13 protein-coding genes are annotated in these 18,157 nt (G+C 66.2%); 8 read left to right on the top strand and 5 right to left on the bottom strand.

Annotation, left to right across the window (positions count from 1 at the left end):
• The first annotated feature begins 107 nt into the window (after positions 1-107).
• Positions 108-1,340 (top strand): MFS transporter, encoded by a 1,233-nt coding sequence (locus BP26_RS27930; protein WP_084183318.1) that lies wholly within the window; start codon positions 108-110, stop codon positions 1,338-1,340.
• Between the two features lie 4 nt (positions 1,341-1,344).
• On the opposite strand, the gene BP26_RS27935 is transcribed toward BP26_RS27930, so the two are convergent.
• Positions 1,345-2,208 (bottom strand): helix-turn-helix domain-containing protein, encoded by an 864-nt coding sequence (locus BP26_RS27935; protein ID WP_029922630.1) that lies wholly within the window; start codon positions 2,206-2,208, stop codon positions 1,345-1,347.
• 299 nt (positions 2,209-2,507) lie between these two features.
• On the opposite strand from BP26_RS27935, the gene BP26_RS0121555 reads away from it, so the two are divergent.
• From BP26_RS0121555 to BP26_RS0121565, 3 genes are all read left to right on the top strand, one after another.
• Entirely contained in the window at positions 2,508-3,236 is a 729-nt protein-coding gene (locus BP26_RS0121555; RefSeq protein ID WP_051749277.1) for a 2OG-Fe dioxygenase family protein, read from the top strand.
• Between the two features lie 88 nt (positions 3,237-3,324).
• A complete protein-coding gene (locus BP26_RS0121560; RefSeq protein WP_029922632.1) occupies positions 3,325-4,176 on the top strand; it encodes an SDR family NAD(P)-dependent oxidoreductase in 852 nt (283 codons plus the stop codon).
• 289 nt (positions 4,177-4,465) lie between these two features.
• A complete protein-coding gene (locus BP26_RS0121565; RefSeq protein WP_211255010.1) occupies positions 4,466-7,846 on the top strand; it encodes a trifunctional glycoside hydrolase family 18/polysaccharide deacetylase/glycosyltransferase family 2 protein in 3,381 nt (1,126 codons plus the stop codon).
• A 63-nt stretch (positions 7,847-7,909) separates the two neighbouring features.
• On the opposite strand, the gene BP26_RS0121570 is transcribed toward BP26_RS0121565, so the two are convergent.
• The 4 genes from BP26_RS0121570 to BP26_RS0121585 all read right to left on the bottom strand — a co-directional run bounded on the left by BP26_RS0121570 (position 7,910) and on the right by BP26_RS0121585 (position 13,992).
• A complete protein-coding gene (locus BP26_RS0121570; protein ID WP_029922634.1) occupies positions 7,910-9,289 on the bottom strand; it encodes a DUF1329 domain-containing protein in 1,380 nt (459 codons plus the stop codon).
• 49 nt (positions 9,290-9,338) lie between these two features.
• Positions 9,339-11,006: a DUF1302 domain-containing protein gene (locus BP26_RS0121575; RefSeq protein ID WP_211255011.1), complete on the bottom strand. Its 1,668-nt coding sequence runs from the start codon at positions 11,004-11,006 to the stop codon at positions 9,339-9,341.
• Positions 11,007-11,331: 325 nt separating this feature from the next.
• A complete protein-coding gene (locus BP26_RS0121580) occupies positions 11,332-12,519 on the bottom strand; it encodes a helix-turn-helix transcriptional regulator (protein ID WP_211255012.1) in 1,188 nt (395 codons plus the stop codon).
• Between the two features lie 63 nt (positions 12,520-12,582).
• Complete coding sequence (locus BP26_RS0121585; protein ID WP_029922637.1) at positions 12,583-13,992, bottom strand: aminotransferase-like domain-containing protein; 1,410 nt, start codon at positions 13,990-13,992, stop codon at positions 12,583-12,585.
• A 102-nt stretch (positions 13,993-14,094) separates the two neighbouring features.
• Between BP26_RS0121585 and BP26_RS0121590 the strand changes: the two genes are divergently transcribed.
• The 4 genes from BP26_RS0121590 to BP26_RS0121605 form a co-directional block, all read left to right on the top strand.
• The gene (locus tag BP26_RS0121590; RefSeq protein WP_211255013.1) at positions 14,095-14,331 is read left to right on the top strand and encodes a DUF2970 domain-containing protein; all 237 of its coding nucleotides are present in this window, start codon (positions 14,095-14,097) and stop codon (positions 14,329-14,331) included.
• A gap of 180 nt (positions 14,332-14,511) precedes the next feature.
• Positions 14,512-15,432, top strand: coding sequence for a recombination-associated protein RdgC (locus tag BP26_RS0121595; protein WP_029922639.1), 921 nt, complete (start codon positions 14,512-14,514; stop codon positions 15,430-15,432).
• A gap of 159 nt (positions 15,433-15,591) precedes the next feature.
• On the top strand, positions 15,592-17,664 hold the full coding sequence (locus BP26_RS0121600) for a S53 family peptidase (RefSeq protein WP_051749278.1): 2,073 nt from the start codon (positions 15,592-15,594) through the stop codon (positions 17,662-17,664).
• A gap of 227 nt (positions 17,665-17,891) precedes the next feature.
• A partial coding sequence (locus BP26_RS0121605) for a citrate/2-methylcitrate synthase (protein ID WP_029922641.1) occupies positions 17,892-18,157 on the top strand: 266 nt, incomplete at its 3' end.

The following is an 18,157-nucleotide window of genomic DNA, read 5'->3' on the forward strand; positions in this document are numbered from 1 at the left end:
CCATGGAATCACCATGCCGCACTCTGTCCGACTTGCACTGCGCAAAAATAGCCGCCGTCGCAGGCGCGATTCATTCTGTTACAGGCTCTTAGGCAGGGTGGTGATGCATGAGTGGTGAATACGAAGGAGGAGCCGCGCCGGACCCGGCGCCTGCACGGATGCGGCTATGGCTGCTGTATCTGACGTTGGGCTCCTGCGGCTGTCTTATTGCCCTGCTGTTCTGCGCCGTGGCGCCCGTGCTGCCGACGCTGGCGGAGCATTTCGGCGGCGGCGCCGGCGGTGCCTTTTCGGCGCAGATGGTGATGGCGGTATCCACGCTCGGCATCATCGCCGGCGCTTCGCCCGCCGGCTGGCTGGTGGAGCGGCGCGGCGGACGCGCGGTGCTGCTGGGCAGCCTGGCGCTATACACCCTCGGCGGCACCGCGGCGCTGTATGTAGATGGAAGGGAAGTGTTGTTGGCCTCGCGTTTCGTCCTCGGCCTGGCCACCGGCGGCCTCATCACCGCTTCGGTGGTGTTGATCGGCCAGCATTTCGATGCGGCGGCGCGTGCGCGTTTCCTCGGCTACGCCAATGCGGCCGGTGCCGTGGCTGGTGTGTCCGGCGGCGTGCTGGCCGGTGTGATCGGTTCGATGGGCGGGTGGCGCGCGCCGTTTGCCCTGTATGGGCTTGGCCTGGTGCTGTTGCTCAGCGGGCTTGCCGCGGCGCGGGTCAGGCCCGGTGCCGGCACCGAGCCGGCGGCGCCGAAGGGCGGGGCGTCCGGCATCCTGGCGCTGTGGCCGATCTACCTGACCATACTCTGCGCCTACGTGGTGGTGTTCATGACCACCACGCAGGTTTCCTTCCTGCTGGCGGCCAACGGCACCTCCAGCCCGGCGGTGGTCGGCCTGGTGCTGTCGGGTGCCAGCCTGCTGGCGGCGGTCGGCGCCTGGCTCTACGGCCGCGTCGCGGCAAGGCTGGGGCGTGGCCGGCTGCTGGCCCTGGCCCTGTTCCTGCTGGGCGCCGGCTGCGCCGTGATGGGCTTATGGACGCAGCCCGCCATGACCTTCGCCGGCTGTTGCCTCACCGGCCTGGGTGGAGGCCTGCTCAATGTCTACTTCCCGGTGCTGCTGATGGATCTGGCGCCGCTGCCGGTGCGCGGCCGTGCCCTGGGCCTGCTCTACACGGTCCAGTTCTTCGGCGACTTCATCAATCCCTTCGTCATCTATCCCCTGCGGCTGGGCTTCGGCATCGAGGGCGCGTTCGTCGCCATCGGCGGATTGATGTTCGCCGGGGCGCTCGCGGCGGCCCTGCGCGGCGGCTTCGGCGGCAGCGCGCCCCGACCTGTCGCGGTTCAGCCCTGAGCGGCTAGGGAGCCTGCGAAGTGTGGGCCCGCATGTAGTCGCGCGGGCTGATGCCGGCGATCTTGCGGAAGGTATTGCTGAACTGGCTCTGGTCGTAGAAGCCCAGCGACAGCGCCAGCTCCGACAATGACTGCCCGCGACGCCGCAATGCCTGCTTGGCGCGCTCGACACGGGCGTGCAGCAGGTACTGGTAGGGCGGCAGACCGGTGCTGTTCTTGAAGCGGCGGCAGAAGCTGACGGTATTCAGGCCCAGCATGGCGGCCAGTTCATCCAGGGCCGGTTTCTTGTCCAGCCGTGTTTCGATCAGTTCCAGCACCCGGCGCAGGTCGGCGGGACTCAGCTTCTGCTCGCGCACCGGCCGCGTGTCGGGGCAGCGGCAGTACGTTTTCAGGTAATGCGAGGTGACGCCGCGGGCGATATGGCCGATGAACAGGTCGCCGGCGGGTGACGGCGACATCAGGTCCTGGTGCAGCGCCAGCATGCTGTACTTGAGGCGGTCGTCTTCCACCACCAGCAGTTCGCGGTCGTTGGGGAAGACGATCTGAGAGCGGGTGAATTCACGCAGCAGGGAAGGGCCCATTTCCAGCAGCATGCAGGTCTGGCGCCCACGCCAGGAGCCTTCCCACACCGCGCCGGGCGGAATGGTGGCGATGCTGGCGCCGGAGATCGAGTAATAGGGCGCTCCCCGGGTGGGGAAGACCTGGGTATGGCCGTGCACCGACAGCCAGAAGCACAGGCGGTTGCGGTCCTGCCCGGTCGAATAGCGGGGCGTGAACTCGTCCAGCTCCAGCACCGCGCAATGGGTGCTGTCGCTGCCGGATTCCCGTACGGTTTGAAACGGGTGCAGATTGGTCTGCATGCTGCTCATCGACTCACCAGACGCACGATTCTCACGATGCGGTCCTCCTCCGTCGCAGCAAAGAGCCATAGGCTCTCGGTTTTTGCCGCGTCTCTGCTGTCGGACGCGTCATGTCAGTTCTAGACCAATAAAGCAGCCCGGTCCTCACACAAAAGGATGAGCGTGCCGGCATGGCGGAGCGGCGGTTGCCGCCTGTTGCAGTGCAAAAGGTAATCTTCTTTTTTGGGTTGGCCCGAGCATTTCCCGGCCAATAGGGGTAGGCTGCGCAGCTTCCGGGGGAATGACCCCCGCTTTATGGTCCGACTGCATTGAAGTCCGCCCAGGAACCCGCTGCAAACGATCTGAGTGTCACCCTCGGCCGCGACGGCTACGCTTTCGTGCCGGCCGCGCGGATGCGCGAACTGACCGGTGCGATGCCGGACTGGGATGGATTCGCCGCCAGCTGGAATGATCTGCACCTGGATACCCACATGGCGGATGGCGGTCGCTACCGCAAGCGCCGGCACGCCGTATTCAGCATGGGCGCCGACGGCGTCATAAGCCGCGAGCCGCACCAGCCGCACTACCAGGGCCTCGACTACAACCCGCTCAACGGCGGGGTGCAGCGCTGGTTCGAGCCGGTAACCCCGGAGGTGGGCGCCAGCGCCAGCCTGCACACCCTGCTGAGCCTGTGCGGTGGCGTCTTCGGCGCCCTGAAGCCGGCGGTCGGCGCCTGGAAAGTGGAGATGCACCAGTTTCGCATCGAGGCCAGGCCGGGCGAGCCGGGGCAGCCCACGCCCGAGGGGCCGCACCGGGACGGTGTCGACTACGTGTCGGTGCTGCTGGTGACGCGGCGCAATATCGAACAGGGAACCACGGTGGTTTACGATCTGGAGCGGCGCGAGCTGGGCAGCTTCACCCTGACGCAGCCGTTCGATGCCGCCTTTGTCGAGGATGCGCGGGTGTATCACGGCGTCACCGCCGTGACGCCGCTGGATCCGGCCCAGCCGGCATACCGGGACGTGCTGGTGCTGACCTTCCGCGCCAAACGCGATTGAGTCTCCGGCGACAAAATCGCCAAGAATGATGCCGCGGCCTGCGGCATGGTCGGATACCAATCCATCGCGCACCACGGAGCGTCCAGTCATGGCGGAACTGTCGGACCTGCAAGGCCGTGTCGCCCTCGTCACCGGCGCCAGCCGCGGCATCGGTCGCGCCATTGCCCGCCGGCTGGCGGCCCACGGTGCCGCCGTGGCGGTGACCGCCAGCGCCCGCTCGCAGGATGGCTTGCGGGAAACCTGCGATCTGATCGGGCAGGCGGGCGGTTGCGCCGTCCCGCTCGTCGCCGACCTGGCGGACGAGCGAGCCCGCGCCGGGCTGGTGGCCCAGGCCGCGGCGCAACTCGGGCAGGTCGACATCCTGGTCAACAATGCCGCCACCATCACCGCCTATGCGCCGCCGGGCAAGATCGACCTGCCGGCGCGACGCGGCATGTTCGAGGTGAATTTCCAGGCGCCGGTCGACCTGATCCAGCAGGCCCTGCCCGGCATGCGCCAGCGCGGCTGGGGGCGCCTGCTCAACATCACCAGCGAGACCGCGCAGCAGCCGCCGATTCCCTACCCGGGCCCGCCGAAACTGGTGCATGCGCTGGTGCTCTACGGCGCCTCCAAGGCGGCGCTCGATCGCTACACCCTGGGGCTTGCGGCGGAACTGCATGGCAGCGGGGTGCTGGCCAACGCGTTGGCGCCGTACAAAATTGCCCGTTCGGAGAGCGCCGAGGCGGTGGTGCGGCAGGCCGCGGCGGCGCATCCGGACTGGGTGGAACCGGTGGAGATGATGGCGGAGGCGGCTTACCTGCTGATTGCCGGACAACTCGCCGGCCTGGTGGTGAAGAGCCGCGAGCTGTTGCAGCGGCTGCAGGCGCCCTTGCATGCGCTGGATGGCCTCACCGTCATCGGCGATGCCACGACCCTGGTGGATTTTTCCCTGGACCGGTGAGCGGCAAACAGGCGCGCAAACGGCTGCGGGCTGGTCATTTTTTGACCGTCCGATGGAGGCGGGAGCTGCGTTACCCGGGCTTTCGCCCGGCCCGCTCCGGAAGTCGTGAAAGTCGCTTCAAATTCCGTGGAAGCCGGTTATCCTGCGCACCCCGAGATGGTGGGGGCAATAAGGCGGCAGGGGGCCATGGAACCCAGTACGATTGGCGCGCGCGGATCGGGCAGCATCGTCAGAACCTATGAGTGAGCATTCCGTTTTTTTCGATCCCTCGGGCAAGCGGGCAAGACGCTTGCGGCGGCTCCAGTGGATCTTCGGCTCGGTGATTTCGGTGATCGCCGTGGCCTTCGCCGGCTATCTGCTGGTGATCAGCCCCTCGGCTACCTCGGATCTCACCGGCCAGGCGGCCGCCCTGTTCCATTTGCCGCTCACCGGGGTCTCCTTCGACAAGGTCGATCCGAAGACCACCAAGCGTGTCGCCGCCGGCCTGAGAGCCCGGCAGCGGGACCTGGCCCGCGATTCCCTGGCGAAGCGGGCGCATGAGGCGCGCAACAAGCCCGCGCCCGCCTGGCTGTCGGGCGTGCCTGGCCGCGCGCTCAGCATGGGCTTCTACGCCAACTGGGACGACAACAGCCTGCCCGCGCTGAAGCGCGCTCTGCCGCAGCTGGACTGGGTGATTCCGGCCTGGCTCAATCTGCAGGGGCCGGACATGGCCCTGCACTCGGAGATGAACCAGCTCGCCGTCGATGCCATCAGCCAGCTCCGGCCGAACATCCCGGTTCTGCCGATGATCCAGAACTCGGTGGAAGGGTCGTGGGATGGGCCGGGGCTGGCCCGCCTGCTGGCGGACCCGGCCAGGCGCGCGGCCCGCTTGCGGGAGATCGTCGCGTTCCTCGACACCAACAAGATGCGCGGCCTGACGGTCGATTTCGAATCCGTGCCGCCTGCCGCGCAGAAGGATCTGCTGGTGTTCCTGGGAGAGCTGGAGGCCGAGTTCGACAAGCGCGACTGGGCGCTGCTGGTCTGCGTGCCGTTCGACGATCCGGACTGGAATTACCAGGCGGTGTCGGATGTGGCCGATTTCCTGGTGCTCATGGCGTACGACGAGCACTGGGAAGAGGGTGCTCCGGGCAGCATCGCCAGCCAGGCCTGGTTCGAGAAGACCCTCGACAAGCGCATGAAGGATCTGGATCCGGCGCAGACCATCATCGCCATCGGCAACTACGGCTATGACTGGACGGCGGGAAAGCCGGCGGAGGACCTGACCTACCAGGAAGCGATCCGCTCGGCGCAGGAATCCGAGGCCGACATCGATTTCGACGAGGACGCCGAGAACCCGCATTTCTCCTATGAGGAAGAGGGCAGGAAGCACGAGGTCTGGTTCCTCGATGCGGTGACCAGCTACAACCAGATCCGCGCCTCGGATATCTACAAGCCCTTCGGCTACGTGCTGTGGCGCCTGGGTTCGGAAGATCCTTCCGTGTGGTCGGTGCTGGGGCGCCCCTACGGCGCGCCGGTTCCCGACGGCCTGCGCACCATCGACGGCGGCCAGGACGTGGACTTCCGCGGCCAGGGTGAAATCCTGCGCGTGGCGGCGATCCCGGCACAGGGCAAGCGCACCCTGGAGATCGATCCCGACAGCGGCGACATCGTCGACCAGACCTATACCGCGATGCCCATGTCCTACGTCATCCAGCGTTTCGGCGCGGTGCCGAACAAGATCGCATTGACCTTCGACGACGGCCCCGACCGGCGCTGGACGCCGGCCATCCTCGACATCCTCAAGGCCAAGGGCGTGCGCGCCACCTTCTTCGTCATCGGCGAGAACGCCGGCTCCAGCCCGGAGCTGGTGCGCCGCGAAGTCGCCGAAGGGCATGACGTCGGCAACCATACCTTCACCCATCCGAACCTCTCGGTGGTGCCGGAGCAGCTCGAAAGGCTGGAGCTCGACACCACGCGCAAGCTGTTCGAATCCATCACCGGCCGCTCCATGCGCCTGTTCCGGCCGCCTTATCTCGGCGACGCCGACCCGACCTCGCTCGACCAGATCGACGCGGTCCGCGTGGCGCAGAACATGGGCTTCGTGACGGTGGGTTTGCGCATCGATCCGGACGACTGGATGCAGCCGGGCGTGCAGAACATCATCGACCAGACGTTGTCGCAGATCCAGAGCGACGACGAGGACGTGCGCGGGCAGATCGTGCTGCTCCACGATTCGGGCGGCGACCGCTCGCAGACCATCGCGGCGCTGCCCGTCATCATCGACGCCCTGCGCGCGAAGCACTACGAACTGGTGCCGGTTTCCGAGCTGGCCGGTCTCACCCCGGACCAGGTGATGCCGCCGCTGCCCCAGGGCTCGGTGCTGCCCAGGATGGCGCGCCCGGTATTCCTCACCCTCGGCCAGTTCGGCCAAGTGATGCACGCCCTGTTCATGGCGGCCATCGCGCTCGGCCTGGCGCGGGTGGTGTTTCTCTGCGTCCTCGGCCTGATGCACAAGTGGCGGGAGCTGCACACGGTGCCGCCGGTGTTGCCGGACGATGCGCCGCTGATTTCGGTGCTGATCCCGGCGCACAACGAAGCGCGGGTCATCGTTGCCTCGATCCGGCGCATCCTGGGCAGCAGCTATCCGCGCATCGAGGTGATCGTCATCGACGACGGTTCCGACGACGATACCGCCGCCGTCGTATCGCAGAATTTCCCGGCCTCCGACGCCGTCACCGTGATCAGCGTCGCCAACGGCGGCAAGGCCAGGGCCCTGAACGTCGGCCTGGGCCTGGCGCGCGGCAGCGTCATCGTCGCGCTCGACGCGGATACCCAGTTCGAGCCGGAAACCATCAGCAATCTGGCCCGTTGGTTCGCCGACCCGAAGGTCGGCGCCGTCGCCGGCAATGCCAAGGTGGGCAACCGCGTCAACACCATCACCAACTGGCAGGCGCTGGAATACATCAGCGCGCAGAACCTCGAGCGCCGCGCGCTGATGGTGCTGGGCTGCATCACGGTCGTTCCGGGCGCGGTCGGCGCCTGGCGCCGCAGCGTGCTCGACGAGCTGGGCGGCTTCCCCAGCAATACGCTGGCCGAGGACCAGGATCTCACCATCTCCGTGCAGAAGGCCGGCTACGAGGTGCTGTACGACAGCGCGGCCATCGCCTGGACCGAGGCGCCGGACACCGTCCAGGGCCTGATCCGGCAGCGCTTCCGCTGGGCCTTCGGCACCTTCCAGTGCATCTGGAAGCATCGGGATGCGTTGTTTGCGCGCCGCTACGGCACCCTGGGATTCATCGCCCTGCCGCAGGTGATCCTGTTCCAGATCGTGCTCGCCTCGATCTCGCCGTTGCTGGATCTGGCATTGATTTTCCAGATCGTGAAGACCGGCATCGACTGGCTGCAGCACCGCGGCCAGTTCGATCCCACCAACCTCTACCTCACCACCATCTATTTCTTCGCCTTCATGGCCCTGGATACGGTGGTGGTGGCCATCGCCCTGGCCATGGAGAAGCAGGAAGAGTGGAGCCTGCTGCCGCTGCTGGCCTTGCAGCGCTTCGGCTACCGTCAGCTGCTCTACTACGTGGTGATCAAGTCGGTGTTCTCCGCCGCGGCGGGCGGCCGCGTCGGCTGGGGCAAGCTGGAGCGCAAGGGCACGGTATCGAACTTCGAGTCGCCGCCGGGCGGATAGACGAAAAAAGGCCCCGATGATCGGGGCCTTTTCCGTCCAGCCTTGCTGAGGCGGCGATAGCGCTCAATGCCCGCCGCGCCGCGCCGCGTCCGGCGTGAAATCGTTTGGCGTCAGGCCGCCTTCGTTCAGTTTCTCGCCCTCGGGCTGCTCGTTGACCAGGCGGTCGGCGACATAGGCGCCGTCGACGAGGTCGTGGTAGACCGAGACGCCGGCGTGGAAGGCCTGCATCTCATAGGCGTAGAAGTAGTTGACCATGCCCACGCGCCACAGCTGCAGGCGGTTGTCGTAGGTGTCGGCCATCACGCCGTGCCAGGTGTCCTCATCCATGTAGATCACGCGCTTCTTGTACAGGTGGCGATACCCAGGTTTGAGGTTGCCTTCCAGCACCCAGACGCGGTGCAGCTCGTAGCGCATGTAGTCGGGATTGATGGTGCCCTGCTTGAGCAGGTCGGCGTATTTCACCTTGGGATCGTTGAGGCGGTAGCCGTCGTAAGGGATGTAGACCTCGCGCTTGCCGGCGATCTTCCAGTCGTAGCGTTCGGGCGAGCCGTTGAGCAGGCGGTCGTCGTCCACCGTCCTGAAGCCGCCGGCGCCTTGCGGCAGGTCGTAGCCGAACTCCGGCGACTCGCGCACGCGGCGGGTACCGGGGTTGTAGCCCCAGGTGTGGATGTAGTTGTGGTCGTAGTCGTTGGGCGTCCAGCCGACATTGATGCTGCCCTTGTCGCGTTCCGGCAGCAGCGTCATGACGTAGAAGTAGGAGCTGAGCACGTCGTTGGTCGAGCCGCGCTTGTTCGGATCGTTCACCGGCGCCAGGATCTTGTAGGCGACGCGGCCCCAGGAGATATTGCCGTTGGCATAGACCGCGCCCTGGTCATAGGTGGCGACCTCGGTCCAGGCGCGGGTCGGCAGCTGCAGGTTCCATTGCAGCTCGGAGCCGTTCTTCGGGATGGGGAAGGGCACCGCGCCGGTGGTGGCGCTGACACCGATGCCTTCGTGCAGCAGCGTCGCCGTGGTGGCGTTCTTCTTCAGCGTGTCGCAGACCCAGTCGGCATAGCGGAAATCGCGGTGGCTGGTGTAGACCGGCATGCGGAAGGTGGCGGGATAGCGTTTGAACAGCGCCTTCTCGCCGTCGGTAAGCTTGTCGGCGTATTGCGCCAGGTTCTGCGCGGTGATGGTGAACAGCGGCTTCTCGTCGGCGTAGGGATCGGGGTCATGGCCGCGCGCGTTCTTCACCTCCAATCCAGGAGGCGCGCCCAGCCACTTGCCGCTGTAGGCCGGAATGCTGCCGTCGGCGTTGCCGGCGCGTTCGGCGCCGGTGCAGGTCAGCTTGTCGCCGCCGAGTTGCGCCGCCTCTTCGGCGGACACCGCTGCCACGGCAGGCTGTACAGACAGGATGCTTGCTGCCGCGGTCAATGCCGCGGCGCATGCCAGTTTCAGGTTCATCGAAAATTTCCTCCGCATTGGGGTTTCGATCCTTGGCCCGGGGTCGGGCTCAGAATCGGTATTTGAGGTTCAGCGCCACGTAGTCGCGGTCCGCGAGCGGGTGGGTGGTCGGGTTGGCGCTGCCGAGGAAGGCGTTGTAGCTGGTCGCCACCTCGAGCTTGGAGAGATACGTGAAAGTCAGGCCGACGCTGGCGCGCTGGTCGCCATGGCCGACCAGGCTGCCGAAGGCGCCGGATACCGCCGCGGTGCCGGTGACGGCATGGGCCCAGGTGAACGGCACCGCCAGGTCCCAGCCGTTGAACACATTGGGGTAGTTCAGCGTGGCGCTGCCTTCGTAAGCCCAGGCGTTCTTCGTATTGACCAGGGTGCTGCCGCCGCCGACCGCATCGACGCCGTTGACGTGGAGGTAGCCCACCTCGCCGACGAAATCCACTTCGCGGGCAATGAAGCTCGGCCCGAGGATGTAGATGGCCGAGGCCTGCGCCTGCGTCGCCTTGCCGGGGCTGGCGGTGGCGCCGGCGGCGGTGTTGACCAGCAGCGGCACGCCGTCCTTGTAGCTCACTTCGCCGGCGACATTGACCGGGCCGATCGACGAGGACAGGCTGATGCCGGTGAGGTCGATGCCGTCGGCATAGCGGATGTTGTAGGTGGTCGGCAGCAGTGTGGTCGGGTCGAAGTTGGTCACCACGCCCGGATTCTTGTCGTGGTAGCGCAACTGGTAGATGCCGATCTCGGTGAAGGAGTTGAGGCTGTAGTGCAGCCCAAGGCCCCATTGGCCGAAGTCGCTGGGCTTGAGATCGCCGGCGCGCTGGATGGTGTAGTTGCCGCCGGTGGACAGGGGAAAGGCGTAGATGAACTCGGCGCCGGGCCCCACGACATCGGTGTAGGAGAAGTAATCGCCCACCGGATCCAGTTCGTTGTAGCGGTACTGGAACTGGTAGTAGCCGAGCAGGCTCAGGTCCTTGGTCAGCGACCATTGCACCGAGCCCTGGTTCACCGGCAGCAGGATGTCTTTCACCTCGGTGCCGGGGATGTTGGCGCGGGTCGCGTCGGCGGGCCCTTGCGCGCCGGAAATGTTGGGGAAGAACAGGCCTTCGCCCCAGGCCACCACCTGACGGCCCAGGCGTACGTTCAGATCGGTATGGCCGATGTTCCAGTCGGCATAGGCATAGGCGTCGAGCAGGCGCGCGCGATTGCCCTGGAAATACTGCGCGTCGTCGCTGAACTGGCTGTTGGGCCCGGCTTTGTTGATGGTGCCCGGCGAGTCGTTGTCGTTGGGATGGTGATAGGCCTGATCGTAGAAGCCGTCGCCGCGCACGAAAACGCCGTAGTTCTTGTGGCGCAGGTCCGCTTCCAGGCGTGCGCTGATACGGTTGTTGATCAGGCTGCCGGCGCCGAAGTTGCGGTCGCCGTCATCCATGTTGATGGTGGTGGGCAGGAAATTGCTGCCCAGCGGGCCGTTCACCAGCGATGCGGAAGGATCGCTCAGGCGCACGCCCAGGGCATAGTTGAGCGTCACCGTGTATTGCATCGCGGTATCGTTGCCGAAGTCCAGCGATCCCGCCTGCGCTTCGCCGCACAGCCCGCCGGCCAGTCCCATCGCCGCCAGCGCGAGGCTGCGCTTGCGCATGCCGCACAGGTCGCCGCCGAAGCCCCGGGCAGCGTCCGTACGAGCGCAGCCCATGCGAGCGGAATGAGTCCGCTGTTTTCTGTTCATCTTTCTCCTCCGGATTTTTATATTTTTCGGGCAAGGCCCGGAGGCAAGACTCTCCCCGCAAGCCGGAAGCAGAATCGTCCAAATGGCTTAAACCAAATGCACCAACCCGGCCGTACGGCGGCGAAGGGCATGCGCCGGGTGTAATGTCTCTGCCGTGAAACAGGCAAGGGAATGCAGCGGCGATGCGGCGTCGGGAGCGGCTCGTCGTACCCTAAGAAATGCAGCCGGGATTCGAGCGGACATAGATGCGCGCCTTGCGCGGGCGACGGACGGTTGGCTCAGCGCGATCGGCGGCGCCGTACCAGACGGTATGTTCCGGCGGCCGCTATTGCGGGGTGACGCTGGCCAGCAGCAGGCGCACCAGGGCGGTCTGCCGCGTCACACCGGTCTTGGAGAAGATGGCGCGCAGCTGCGCGCGGGCAGTGTTCTTGCGCACGCCGAGCTGGACGGCGGCTTCATCCAGGCTCTGGCCGTCCGCCAGCAGCAGCGCCAGCGAGGATTCCGCCGGGGTCAGGCCGAACAGGCGCTGGATCATCTCGCGCGAGGCCTGCGAGCGGCTTTCCGGATCGCGGATGAATACCGCCACGGTGGGCCGATGCCGGGTTTCCAGCCAGTCGCCCTGCGGGATGCTGCGCAGCGCCAGGCCCAGCTTGGCGCGCCCGGAGGGCCGGCTGATCGACATCGCCTGGGACACCGCGCCGGCGGTGCTGGTGATGCCTTGCAGGGCCAGCTTGATCAGGCGATACAGTTCGCGGTTCTCCGCGCCATAGCCGGCTTCCAGCAGGCCCTGCGCGATGCGCAGGCCGTCGTTCTCGCGCAGGATGTGGTGCGCCACGCTGTTGGTCTTGAGCACGGTGCCGGCCTCGTCGAGGATCACTGTGCCGAGCAGCATGCGGTCCACCGTGCCGGCCAGCAGTTGGCGTTCGGATTCGGCCGCGTCGATGCTGGTGTAGAGGCGCACGGCGTTTTCGAAATGCGGCAGCAGCATCTGGCACAGCGCCTTGTCCGCCGCGGAGAACGGCGGCGCTTCCGCCGGGCGGCAGATGCGGAAGCGGCATTCCGAGCCTTCCTCGGTATGGATGTCCGCGCCCATGACGTAGCGCACACCGGCGGGCTCGCAGAACTGCCGGTAGTACTCGCTGTTGAGCCAGTTGCTTTCGCCCACCATCTCGTCGGCGGTGACGATGCGGTCGCTGGGCAGGTTCATGAACGGGTCGAGCGTGAACACATCCGGGTTGATGTGCGGACTGGCGGCGACGTGCGGGCCGCCTTCGCGCCCCATGTTGACCATCAGCGCCTGGTGACCGGCCGAAGCCGGACGCAGGATCAGCGTCACCCAGCTCGCCTGCAGCAGCCGGTGCAGGGCTTCGACCGCACCGGACCAGGGAAGGGGATCCAGGGCGCCGCGATAGACCAGCGCCACCAGCCGGCTGAACTGGTCGAGCGGCAGCGTCACGCCGTGCGCGCCGCTGCCGGTTTCTTCGCTGCTTTTCTCTTTCAGCTTGCTTGCCACCGTGCGATCCAGCGGGGATGAGTGCGGCCGATCTTAACGCATGGCTTCAGGGCGGCGGTGTCGCTACATCGCCGCGGCAAGCCGTCCCACGGCGGCTACCGCGTCCTCGATCTGCTGCGACCAGGGATGACCGTAGTTCAGGCGGATGCAGTTGGTGAACTGGCGTTTGGCCGAGAACATGGGACCCGGCGCGATGCTGATGCCCTGGGCCGCCGCCCGCCGGTTCAGCTCCAGCGCGTCCACCGCGGCGGGGAGTTCGAGCCACAGGAAATAGCCGCCGCGCGGACGGCTGACGCGCGTCTGCGTCGGAAAATGGCGGCCGATGGCTTGCAGCATCTGGTTCTGCTGTGTCTGCAAGGCCTGGCGCAGGCGGCGCAGGTGGTATTCGTAGCCGCCTTCGCCGAGATAGCGGGCGAGGGCTTCCTGTGCCGCCACCGTGGTGGAAATCGAGGCGGTGAACTTGAGCCGCTCCACCTGTCGCGCATAGCGGCCGGGTGCGGCCCAGCCGATGCGGTAGCCGGGTGCCAGGCACTTGGAGAAGGAGCCGCAGTGCAGCACCAGTCCCGAGCGGTCCTGCGCCTTCAGCGGCCGCGGCGGCTCGCCGCCGAAATACAGCTCGCTGTAGACGTCGTCCTCGATCAGCGGGATGTCGCGGGCTTTGAGCAGCGTGACCAGCCGTTGCCGGTTTTCCTCCGGCATGCTGCCGCCGAGAGGGTTCTGGAAGCTGCTCATGAACCAGCAGGCCTTGACGTCGTGCTTGCGCAGCATGCGCTCCAGGCTGTCCAGTTCGACACCGTCGCGCGGATGCGTCGGCACTTCCAGCGCGCGCAGGCCGCGCCGCTCCAGCGCCTGCAGGGCGCCGTAGAAGGCGGGCGATTCCACCGCCACGATATCGCCCGGCTGGGTCACCGCCTGCAGGCACAGGTTGAGGGCTTCCATGGCGCCGGAGGTGATGACGATGTCCTCCACCGGCACCTGCACGCCGGCCATCAGGTAGCGCCGCGCGATCTGCCGGCGCAGTTCCCAGCTGCCCGGCGGCAGGTCGGTCACCGTGGCCCAGGGGTCGAGATGGCGGGCCACGCCGCCGAGCAGCTGCGCCAGGCGCGGCAGCGGAAACAGCAGGGGGCTGGGGAAGGCCGAGCCCAGCGGCACCAGAGCGCGGTTGCGCGTCGCGTCGAGGATGTCGAACACCAGGTCGGCCACGGCCACCGTGGTGGCGGCGCGGGGCGAGCGCGACATGGCCGGTTCCCGCGGCATGTCCTTCCAGTAGGCGCTGACCACGTAGCCGGAGCGCGGCCGCGCCTCGATCTGCCCGCGATCCTCCAGCTCGTGATAGGCCTGCAGTACCGTCGACTGGCTCAGCTTGCGGCGCTTGCACATGTTGCGCACCGAGGGGATCTTCTCGCCTGGGCGCAAGATGCCGCTTTCGATCATGCCGGCGACTTCGGCGGCGAGCTCCCGGTACAGCGTCATGGGCCCCATCTGCTATGGTCAGGTTCGGGATAGTCTGTAACTGTTTCTGTCGCGGCGCCAGTTCCAGAATGTGCGCACGGCATCCGGACAGGAGAGCAGGACATGGAACAGGCACAGAAATACGCGGTAGCCGCGGAAATGGAGCGGGTGACGCTGCTGCAGACCGTCGCCAGCGTGCTGTCATCCTTCTTCGGCGTGCAGAGCTCGAAGCACTGGCAGCGCGATTTCACCCATGGCAATGCCCTCACCTTCATCATGGTCGGGGTGGTGCTGGCCGCCGGCTTCGTGCTGACCCTGCTGACGGTGGTGAAGCTGATCCTGCGCCACGCCGGGATGTAGCAGCCGGCCGGGCGGGGCGCAGCCGGCGGTTGAGGCCGGTTGCCGCGGCGGGAGTCGAACGGCGGGCGCGATTTGGGCTAAAGTGCGCCCCTTCCATCCGATCTTTCCGGCCCGCTTCCGGGCGCCGCGCGAGCTGTTTGCTTGCAGGCCAAGGGGCGAGCCGCCTGCCGCGACTGCCCGATGAGTGCCTGGTTCAAGAATCTCTCCATCTTTTCCCTCGATTCCGCCTGGAATATCACCCCGGGCAAGCTCGAAGAAACCCTGATCAAGCATCCCTTGGTGCCCTGCAATGCCGCCAGCATGCAGAGCCAGGGCTGGGTGGCGCCGCACGCCTCCTCCGGCCTGGTCTACAGCCAGGGCAAGCAGATGCTGATCACCCTCGGTTCGCAGCAGCGCCTGCTGCCGGCGGCGGTGATCAACCAGACGGTCAAGGAACGTGCCGCCGCGCTGGAGAAGAACCAGGGTTTCGCGCCCGGCCGCAAGCAGCTGCGCGATCTCAAGGACCGCGTTGCCGACGAATTGCGCCCGCGCGCCTTCGTGCGGGAAAAGTCGGTGCGCGCCTGGCTGGACCTGGAGGCTCACCGTCTGATCGTCGACAGCTCGTCGCCCAAGGTGGCGGAAAACCTGGCTTCGGTGCTGCGTAACGACCTCGGCGAGCTGCCGGCCATCCCTCTGGAAACGCAGGAATCCGCCGGCGCCGCCATGACCGGCTGGCTGGCGGCCGGCAGCGTTTCCGCCCAGTTCGCCCTGGACCAGGATTGCGAACTGGTCGCCAACGAACTGTCGAAAGCCGCCGTGCGTTATGTGCGCCACGGCCTGGAAGGGGCGGAAATCCGTTCGCTGATCCAGGGCGGCAAGACGGTCAGCCGCGTCGGCCTGATCTGGCGCGACCGTCTCGCCCTGGTGCTGACCGAGAAGCTGGAAGTGAAACGCCTGCGCTTCGAGGCGATGGACGCCAAGGATCCGGGCGCGGCCGGCAGCGGCAAGTCCGGCAAGGACAGCGACGAGCAGTTCGAGGCCAATTTCACCCTGATGACCGGCGAACTGACCACATTGATCGACGACCTGCTCGGCCAGCTCGGTGGCTTGAAGAAGGATTGAACCGCCCGGCTCCCGCCGGGAAGCGCTCATCGGGCAAGGGGCGCGGCGCGGCGCCCGAGCATGAAATCTGTAACCCCGCTATGGTAGAACGATGCCTGCCCATACGAACAAGCGGCTGGACGGGGCCTGGCGGCCCGTATTCGACCTATAAGGAACACCATGCAAAGCCCCGTGCTGAAGGCGTCCCGGTACCTGACCTCGTCCGCCCTGTTGCTGGCGTTCGCCGCCGCCGCCGATTCCCCGGCCGCCCTGCATGACCGGATCGCCGCCCCTCTCAATGCCCGGAGCAGCGTGGTCCTGGATGGCAGCATCCATCCCCTGGCGCAGGCCCGCTACGAGGCGGGACGGGTTTCGGGCGACACCATGCTGCACGGGGTCTCGCTGTACTTCGCCCGCTCCGCCGCCCAGCAGGCGGATCTCGAAGAGCTGCTGCGGCAGCAGCAGGATCCGGTCTCGCCGAATTACCAGGCCTGGCTGACACCGCAACAGTACGCCAGCCGCTTCGGCATCTCCGCCGCCGATCAGGCCAAGATCACCAGCTGGTTGCAAAGCCAGGGTTTCAGCATCGACAGCGTCTCCGCCAGCGGCGATCGTGTCAGCTTCAGCGGCAGCGTGGCGCGCATCGAGTCTGTGTTCCAGACCGAACTGCATCGTTACCAGGTGGAGGGCGAGAGCCATTTCGCCAATGCCACGGATCTGTCCGTGCCGGCGGCCTTGTCGGGCATGGTGCTGGGGGTGCGCGGCGTCGATGATTTCCGGCCCAAGCCGCACTTCAAGGCCGTGCCACAATTCACTTCGAGCCAGACCGGCAATAATTACCTGTCGCCGGGCGACCTCGCCGTTATCTACAACTTCAACCCGCTGTATACGGCGGGTATTACCGGCAGCGGCCGCAAGATTGCGGTGGTGGGGCAGGCGGCGGTCAATCTCAGCGACATCCGGGCTTTTCGCAAAGCGGCTGGTTTGCCCGCCAAGGACCCGGTGCTGACCCTCGTTCCTGGCAACACGGTTGCCGTGAAAAACGGCTCGAACGACATGTCCGAGGCGGATATCGATATCGAATGGTCGGGCGGCATGGCTCCGGCTGCCGAGATCGATTTCGTTTATGCCAGCAATGTATTCGACGCGGTGAATTACGCTATCGAAAACAATGTGGCGCCGGTCATCAGCATCAGTTATGGCCTGTGCGAGAGCCAGGCGGGCTCAGCGGTCACGACCTTCAATTCGGCCTTTCTCCAGGCAAACACGCAAGGGCAGACCATCGTGACGTCCTCCGGCGATGCCGGTGCGGCCGATTGCGATACAGCCGGAACGCCTGGAACCACGACGGCCTCGGGGGGGCTGGCGGTCGATTTTCCCGCCTCGTCGCCCAACGTTACCGGCGTTGGCGGTACCAGGTTCGATGAGGGCGACAACACTGCCACTTACTGGAAGCCGCAGGCGAGCGGCGATGTGGTTGTCTCCGCCCTTTCCTATATCCCGGAAGTGGTCTGGAACGACACCAGTTCGACCCTCGGCCTGTCTGCCACTGGTGGTGGCAAGAGCGCCAAGTTCCAGAAACCGTCCTGGCAGACCGGAGTGGGCGTACCTGGGGACAATGTCCGCTTTGTTCCGGATATCGCCTTCTCCGCAGCCAATGGGCACGACCCCTACCTGTTCTGCACGACCAATTCCAGCGGACAGGGGACTTGCGGCAATGGCTTCCGCTTCGGTGGCAGCGATCCGAAAACCAGTACTGATTTGACCGTCGCTGGGGGTACTTCATTCGGCGCCCCGTCCTTTGCCGCAGTGTTGACCCTTGTGGCCCAGAAAACCGGTGCAAGCGGCTTCGGCAATGCCAATCCACGGCTTTATCAGCTTGCCGGCAGCACCACGACCGTTTTCCACGACATCACCAGCGGCAACAACGATGTGAAAACTACCGGGGGAAGCACCATCGGCTACAGCGCTGGGGTCGGTTATGATCCCACCACTGGCCTGGGCTCGATGGACGTCAACAATCTGGCCAACGCATGGGCGGTTTCGGGCAGCAGCTCTTCCTCGTCCGGCAGCAGTTCGTCTTCGTCCTCATCTTCTTCCAGCGGTGGCTCTTCTTCTTCAGGAGGAAGTTCCTCGTCGTCCAGCGGCGGTGTCGGCGGCGGCACGGGTGGCGGCGGTGGCGGTGCCTTTGCTCCCGGCGTGCTGGCCTTGCTGAGCACGCTGCTGCTGGGTCGCCGGCGGCGCAAGGTCTGAAGCGGCGGCGGTTCGATCAGCCGCCGAATAAGCTTCCTTACCATTCGTTGCTTCGGACGATGTCCGCTGCCCGGCATCCGTGCCAATCTGGCCTTGTCCGCTCTCCGGATGATGTTCCCGTCCGTCCGCGTCGCGCGCCTACCCAACCGGGGGGTGTTTTCCCGATAAACTATCGGCACGGTGGTGCCGGAATCACCGATAGATAAGCCCTAAGAACAGGAATCGTCATGAGTGAAGCGAAGGAAGCAGCCGCCGCAGCCCCCACCAGTCCCACTGGCCCCAAGCCCAAGAAATCCGTAGCCCTGTCCGGCGTCACTGCCGGCAACACCGCCCTGTGCACTGTCGGCCGCACCGGCAACGACCTGCATTACCGCGGTTACGACATCCTGGATGTCGCCGACGCCTGCGAATTCGAGGAAATCGCCCACCTGCTGGTCCACGGCAAGCTGCCGACCAAGGCCGAGCTGAAGGCCTACAAGACCAAGCTCAAGGC

The organism is Nevskia soli DSM 19509, assembly GCF_000711955.1.
Taxonomy (GTDB): Bacteria; Pseudomonadota; Gammaproteobacteria; order Nevskiales; family Nevskiaceae; genus Nevskia; species Nevskia soli.